This is a genomic window from Marilutibacter maris (assembly GCF_006546735.2).
In the GTDB taxonomy this organism is placed as follows: Bacteria; Pseudomonadota; Gammaproteobacteria; order Xanthomonadales; family Xanthomonadaceae; genus Marilutibacter; species Marilutibacter maris.
In genome coordinates, this window is sequence record NZ_VICD02000129.1 from 21,503 (window position 1) to 28,049 (window position 6,547).

Below are 6,547 nucleotides of genomic sequence, written 5' to 3' on the forward strand. Positions count from 1 at the left end.
TGTTGTCGCTGCTGGGGCCGGGCCCGCGCCGCGGGCCGTCCGTTGTGTCCTGCGCCTGTTACCAGGTACCGGTCGACTTGAACTCTTCGATGCCCTTCTTGAAGGCGCCCTCGATGTCGTCGTTCCAGCCGCCGGTCGAGTTGACCTGATCGACCAGCTCGCCCTTGGTGTTGACGAAGTGGGCGTGCAGACCGTCCTCGAAGGCGCCGATCTTGTTGACCGGAACGTCGTCCAGGTAGCCCTCGTTGACGGCGTAGATCGACAGCGCCTGCATCGCGATGGACATCGGCGCGTACTGGCGCTGCTTCATCAGCTCGGTGACGCGCTGGCCGCGCTCGAGCTGCTTGCGGGTGGCTTCGTCCAGGTCCGAGGCGAACTGCGCGAACGCGGCCAGCTCACGGTACTGGGCGAGCGAGATGCGGATGCCGCCCGACAGCTTCTTGATGATCTTGGTCTGGGCCGCGCCACCGACGCGCGACACCGAGATGCCGGCGTTCACGGCCGGGCGGATGCCGGCGTTGAACAGGTCGGTCTCCAGGAAGATCTGGCCGTCGGTGATCGAGATCACGTTGGTCGGCACGAACGCGGAGACGTCGCCGGCCTGGGTCTCGATGATCGGCAGCGCGGTCAGCGAACCGGTCTGGCCCTTGACCTCGCCGTTGGTGAACTTCTCGACGTAGTCGGCGGAGACGCGGGCGGCGCGCTCGAGCAGGCGGCTGTGCAGGTAGAACACGTCGCCCGGGTAGGCCTCGCGGCCCGGCGGACGCTTCAGCAGCAGCGAGATCTGGCGGTAGGCGACGGCCTGCTTGGACAGGTCGTCGTACACGATCAGCGCGTCTTCGCCGCGATCCATGAAGAACTCGCCCATGGTGCAGCCGGAGTAGGCGGAGATGTACTGCATCGCGGCCGACTCGGACGCGGTCGCGGCGACCACGATGGTGTGCGCCAGCGCGCCGTTCTCTTCCAGCTTGCGCACCACGTTCGCGACCGAGCTGGCCTTCTGGCCGATCGCGACGTAGATGCACTTGATGCCGGTGTCCTTCTGATTGATGATCGCGTCGATCGCCAGCGCGGTCTTGCCGGTCTGGCGGTCGCCGATGACCAGCTCGCGCTGGCCGCGGCCGATCGGGATCATCGAGTCGACCGACTTGTAACCGGTCTGGACCGGCTGGTCGACCGACTTGCGCCAGATCACGCCCGGCGCGACGCGCTCCACCGGCGCGGTCTGCGCGGCATTGATCGGACCCTTGCCGTCGATCGGCTCGCCCAGCGCGTTGACCACGCGGCCGAGCAGTTCGCGGCCGACCGGCACCTCGAGGATGCGGCCGGTGGTCTTGGCGACGTCGCCCTCGCGCAGGTGCTCGTAGTCACCCAGGACCACCGCGCCGACGGAGTCGCGCTCCAGGTTCAGCGCCAGCGCGTAGGTGTTGCCTGGCAGTTCGATCATTTCGCCCTGCATCACGTCGGCCAGACCGTAGATGCGCACGATGCCGTCGGACACCGAGGTAACGGTGCCTTCGTTGCGCGCCTCGGCGGTCAGCTTGACCTGGTCGATGCGGGTCTTGATCAGTTCGCTGATTTCGGACGGGTTGAGCTGGGTGGTTGCCATGGGTGGTTCCCTTGATCCGGCCAAAACCGGAGTGAATGCGTGTACGTGAATTCGGTTACTGGGCGAGCTGCGTCTGCAGGCGCGCGAGCTTGCCGCGGAGCGAGCCGTCGATGACCACGTCGCCGGCGTCGATCACCGCGCCGCCGATCAGGGTCGGATCGACCGCGGTGCTGACCTCGACCTCGCGGCCGAAACGGCGCTTGAGCGCAGCCTTGATCGACTCCAGCTCGGACACCGGCAATTCGCTGGCGGAGGTCACCCTGGCGTTGACCACGCGGTCGGCCTCGGCGCGCAGGTCCTCGTAGAGACCGGCGACTTCCGGAAGCAGGGCGGCGCGGTGGTTGCTCACCAGCAGACCGAGGAAGCGCTTGAAGGTGTCGTCCGCGCCGTCCGGAGCCAGCAGGGCGACGGCATCGGCCTCGCCCAGCTGGGGGTGGCCCAGCAGCGCATGCGCCTGCGGGTCCGCGGCGACGCGGGCGGCGAACGCCAGCGCCTGCGACCAGTCGGCGGCACGGCCGGCCTCGCGGGCCAGCTGGAACGCCGCGCGGGCGTAGGGTCGGGCGAGAGTCAGGGCCTGGGTCATCGCTCAGCCTTCCCTGCTCAGATCTCGGCCGCGAGTTCGTCGAGCAGCGCCTTGTGGGCGGCGGCGTCGATCTCGCGGCGGATCAGCTTCTCGGCACCGCTGACGGCCAGCGCGGACACCTGCTTGCGCAGGTCCTCGCGGGCACGGTTGGCGGCCGCGGCGATCTCGTCCTCGGCCAGCGCCTTCTGGCGGGCGGCTTCGGTGATTGCCTCGTTCTTGGCCTGATCGACGATCTGATTGGCGCGCTGATGCGCCTGCTCGATGATCTCGTTGGCCTTGGTACGGGCCGCACGCAGCTCCGCGTCGATCTTTTCCTGGGCCTGGGCCAGGTGCTTCTGGCTCAGATCGGCGGCGGCCAGGCCCTCGGCGATCTTCTTCTGGCGCTCCTCGATGGCGTTGAGCAGCGGCGGCCAGATCTTGGTCGCGATGATCCAGATCAAGCCGGCAAATGCCAGCGCCTGGGCGAATAGGGTCAGGTTGATGCTCATACGTAAGGCTCTGCCAGATGGAATGGGGCGAACGGCACCGACGGCGCCGACCCTTCATCTCCGCACCGGGTACCCGCGCAGGGCACCCGGTGCGACACGCTCAACCGGTGCTTAGCCGGCGACCTTCGCGGCTTCGGCCAGCAGCGCGGAGGCCAGCGGGTTGGCGAAGGCCAGCAGCAGGCCGACGGCGACGCTGATGATGAACGCGGCGTCGATCAGGCCGGCGGTGATGAACATGCGGACCTGCAGGACCGGGATCAGCTCCGGCTGACGCGCGGCGGACTCGAGGAACTTGCCGGCCATGATCGCCAGACCGAGACCCGCACCCAGCGCAGCCAGACCGATCATGATGCCGACGGCCAGCACGGTGGAAGCCTGGACTTGAGCGAGGTGGGCAAGAATTTCCATGGTTTTCTCCGAACGGGTTTTGTTGTGTTGCTTAAGGGTGGAAGGGTGAAACTGGAGTTTGTTGCGGTCTGGCCGGCGGTCAGTGCGCGTCTTCCGACAGGCTCAGGTACACGATGGACAGCATCATGAAGATGAATGCCTGCAGCGGGATCACCAGCAGGTGGAACAGCATCCAGCCCAGGCCGAACGCGCCGCCTGCGAGGGCACCGAGGATGCCGGCGCCGCCGAGCACCCAGATCAGCAGGAACACGATCTCGCCGCCGAACATGTTGCCGAACAGTCGCATCGCCAGCGAGATCGGCTTGCTCAGCCACTCGACGATGTTCAGGATCAGGTTGAACGGCATCATCCACTTGCCGAACGGGGCGGTCAGGAATTCCTTGGTGAAACCACCGAAGCCCTTGGCGCGGATGGCGAAGAACAGCATCAGGAAGAACACGCTGATCGACATGCCGAGGGTCGCGTTGACGTCGGCGGTCGGGACCGGCTTCCAGTAATGCACGCCGAGCAGTTCGAGCGGCTTGGCGATGAAGTCTGCCGGGATCATCTTCAGCAGGTTCATCATCAGGATCCAGAAGAACAGGGTGATCGCGATCGGCGTCACCAGCTTGCTCGGACCGTGGTAGGTGTCGCGCGCCTGCTTGTCGACGAACTCCAGGCAGATCTCGACGAAGGCCTGCCACTTGCCCGGCACGCCCGAGGTGGCCTTGCGGGTCGCGGCCCAGAATGCGACAACGATCAACAGGCCCATCAGCACCGCGGTGATGAGCGTATCCAGGTGGAGGGTCCAGAAGCCGCCCTCGCCAACCGACGTGGTCAGGTTGTGCAAGTGGTGGTTGATATACCCGGTGGGAGTCAGTTCTGCCTCGCCCGCCATTTATCCTGAATCCTGGATTGAAGTGAAATGAATTTGGAGCTGCCGGCCGGGTCAGCGCCGGCTCATCGCCAGCATCTGTGCGACCAGGCTGACAATCACGCCCAGCAGCATCGGAACCGGCGGCAGGCGCCACAACAGCAGCCCCAGCGCCAGCACCACGACCACCAACACCCATTTGATGACCGCACCGGCGAACCAGCGGATCATCACCCCCGCCGCGGCCTGGACGCCGCCGCCGACCATGAGTCGTGCCGCGACCGCCCCGCCAGCCAGCATGGACGCGCCTCCAACCAGCGCCGAGAGGGCGTGCGGAACCCCCTGCAGCAGGAACATCAGAGCCAACAGCGCCGTTGTTCCGGCCTGCCAGGCAGCGCTGCGGCGCGCCAGGCGATGGCCTGCTTGCAAGGGATCGTACACGCGGGACTCGGTTGTATTTGGAGAAAAACGCCCGGGTGAGCCCCGAGAGTATAGATTGAGGACCGCCCTCCAGCAACCGCCACAAGTGCGCACCGGCCACCGGCCGGGATAGCCCCCGGCTATCGGCCCGAACGCGGTTTTCGGTTGGACATCCGGCCCGCGCTTGGTGATTATTGAGAACCATTCTCATTAAAGGCCGCCGTCATGGGCAAGACCCTCAGCTTCGCCGCAGTGCATTTCAGCGTCGCCTTCAGCGTCGGCTATCTGATGACCGGCAGCGTGCTGGTGGGCGGCGCCCTGGCCCTGGTCGAGCCGGCCTTGAACACCGTCGCCTTCCACCTGCACGAGAAGGTCTGGAAGCGGCTCGAGGCCCGCCGCGGCCCGCCCTCCACCGGAATGCTCGCCGGCTGACCATCGCCGCCGCGCGGATCGGCACGTGCGGCGCAGCGCCGGGAACCAAAGTGCGTCGGCGCGGTCATACCCTGCGAGCGCCCCGCCACTACTTCCTCGTCAAAGGCCTGAACCGCGGTGGCCTCAAAGCAGAAGCCCCGGCATGCCGGGGCTTCTGTCTGTCCGGCGCCCGCGCGACGCGCAGGCATCGCACACACCGCGACCGCCCCACCCAATCGCGGCTCACGCCGCTCCTACGGCGTGGGGCGGACCGGGCCGGGGCATTCCACGCCCGTTTCGACCGGATCGCGGGCGCTGGCCGCCATTCGGCGCCGCTCCTGCGGAACGGCGCGCTGCGGAACCGCTCCGGCTACTTGCGCTTGGGGATGTACAGGTCGGTGATCGTGCCCTCGTAGACCTCGGCGGCCATCGCCACGGTCTCACCCAGGGTCGGATGCGGATGCACGGTGTGGCCGATGTCGGCCGCCTCGCAGCCCATCTCGATCGCCAGCGCCAGCTCGGAGATCAGGTCGCCGGCATGCACGCCGGCGATGCCGGCGCCGATGATCCGATGGGTCGCCTCGTCGAAGACCAGCTTGGTGAAACCCTCGCCGCGGCCGATCCCCACCGCGCGTGCCGAGGCCACCCACGGGAACTTGCCGACGCCGATCTTCAATCCCTTGGCCTTGGCCTCGGTTTCGGTGACGCCGACCCATGCGATTTCCGGATCGGTATAGGCCACCGACGGGATCACCCGCGCGACCCACTCCTTCTTCTCGCCAGCGGCGACCTCGGCGGCGAGCTTGCCCTCGTGGGTCGCCTTGTGCGCGAGCATCGGCTGCCCGACCAGATCGCCGATCGCGAAGATGTGCGGCACATTGGTGCGCATCTGCCGATCGACCGGAATGAAGCCGCGCTCGGTGACCTGCACGCCGGCCTTGTCGGCGTCGATCCTGCCGCCGTTGGGCGCGCGGCCGACCGCGACCAGCACGCGGTCCCAGGTGCCGGATTCCAGCGCCGGCTTCTGGCCCGCGTCGGCGCTCTCGAAGTGCACGGTGATGCCCTTCTTCGCCGCCTCGACCCGGGCCGCCTTGGTCTTCAGGTGCACGCTCACGCCCTGCTTCTTCAGGCGGTCGGCGAGCGGCTTGACCAAGTCCTTGTCGGCGCCCGGCATCAGCTGGTCCATGAATTCGACCACGGTGACCTCGCTGCCCAGCGCGCGATAGACGGTCGCCATCTCCAGGCCGATGATGCCGCCACCGACGACCAGCAGACGCTTGGGCACCTCGGCCAGCTCCAGCGCATCGGTCGAATCCATCACCCGCGGATCGTCCCACGGGAAGTTCGGCAGCTTCACCGCCTGCGAGCCGGCGGCGATGATGCACTGCTCGAAGCGCAGCACCCGGGTGTTGCCGTCGGCGTCGGCGATCTCCATCTCGTTCGGCGACAGGAACCGGCCCACGCCCTGCACGGTGCGTACCTTGCGCTGCTTCGCCATCCCGGCCAGGCCCTTGGTGAACTGGCCGACCACCTTGTCCTGCTTGAAGCCGCGCAGGGTGTCGAGGTCGATCTTCGGTTTGCCGAAGTCGATGCCGATCGTCGACGAATGCGAGGCCTCGTCGATCAGCGCGGCGGCATGCAGCAGCGCCTTGGACGGAATGCAGCCGACGTTGAGGCAGACGCCGCCCAGGGTCGGGTAGCGTTCGACCAGCACGGTATCCAGGCCCAGATCGGCGGCGCGGAAGGCGGCGGTGTAGCCGCCGGGGCCGGAGCCG

Annotated in this window: 8 protein-coding genes; 1 reads left to right on the plus strand and 7 read right to left on the minus strand. The window is 67.3% G+C overall.

Translation table 11 applies throughout. From position 1 onward, the window contains the following. Positions 1-58 precede the first annotated feature (58 nt). The 6 genes from atpA to FKV24_RS08215 form a co-directional block, all read right to left on the minus strand. Positions 59-1,609 (minus strand): F0F1 ATP synthase subunit alpha, encoded by a 1,551-nt coding sequence (gene atpA, locus FKV24_RS08190; RefSeq protein ID WP_111267574.1) that lies wholly within the window; start codon positions 1,607-1,609, stop codon positions 59-61. A gap of 55 nt (positions 1,610-1,664) precedes the next feature. Continuing rightward, a complete protein-coding gene (locus FKV24_RS08195; RefSeq protein ID WP_141482027.1) occupies positions 1,665-2,192 on the minus strand; it encodes a F0F1 ATP synthase subunit delta in 528 nt (175 codons plus the stop codon). A 17-nt stretch (positions 2,193-2,209) separates the two neighbouring features. Beyond that, positions 2,210-2,680: a F0F1 ATP synthase subunit B gene (locus FKV24_RS08200; RefSeq protein WP_111267576.1), complete on the minus strand. Its 471-nt coding sequence runs from the start codon at positions 2,678-2,680 to the stop codon at positions 2,210-2,212. Positions 2,681-2,791: 111 nt separating this feature from the next. Then, a complete protein-coding gene (atpE, locus tag FKV24_RS08205; protein ID WP_111267577.1) occupies positions 2,792-3,088 on the minus strand; it encodes a F0F1 ATP synthase subunit C in 297 nt (98 codons plus the stop codon). Positions 3,089-3,167: 79 nt separating this feature from the next. Next, the gene (atpB, locus tag FKV24_RS08210) at positions 3,168-3,965 is read right to left on the minus strand and encodes a F0F1 ATP synthase subunit A (RefSeq protein WP_111267578.1); all 798 of its coding nucleotides are present in this window, start codon (positions 3,963-3,965) and stop codon (positions 3,168-3,170) included. 51 nt (positions 3,966-4,016) lie between these two features. Further along, positions 4,017-4,382 (minus strand): ATP synthase subunit I, encoded by a 366-nt coding sequence (locus tag FKV24_RS08215; protein ID WP_223250180.1) that lies wholly within the window; start codon positions 4,380-4,382, stop codon positions 4,017-4,019. Positions 4,383-4,586: 204 nt separating this feature from the next. Here FKV24_RS08215 and FKV24_RS08220 point away from each other — a divergent pair, with 204 nt between their 5' ends. Beyond that, complete coding sequence (locus FKV24_RS08220) at positions 4,587-4,793, plus strand: DUF2061 domain-containing protein (RefSeq protein ID WP_111267580.1); 207 nt, start codon at positions 4,587-4,589, stop codon at positions 4,791-4,793. Between the two features lie 349 nt (positions 4,794-5,142). On the opposite strand, the gene lpdA is transcribed toward FKV24_RS08220, so the two are convergent. Beyond that, a partial coding sequence (lpdA, locus tag FKV24_RS08225) for a dihydrolipoyl dehydrogenase (protein ID WP_141482028.1) occupies positions 5,143-6,547 on the minus strand: 1,405 nt, incomplete at its 5' end.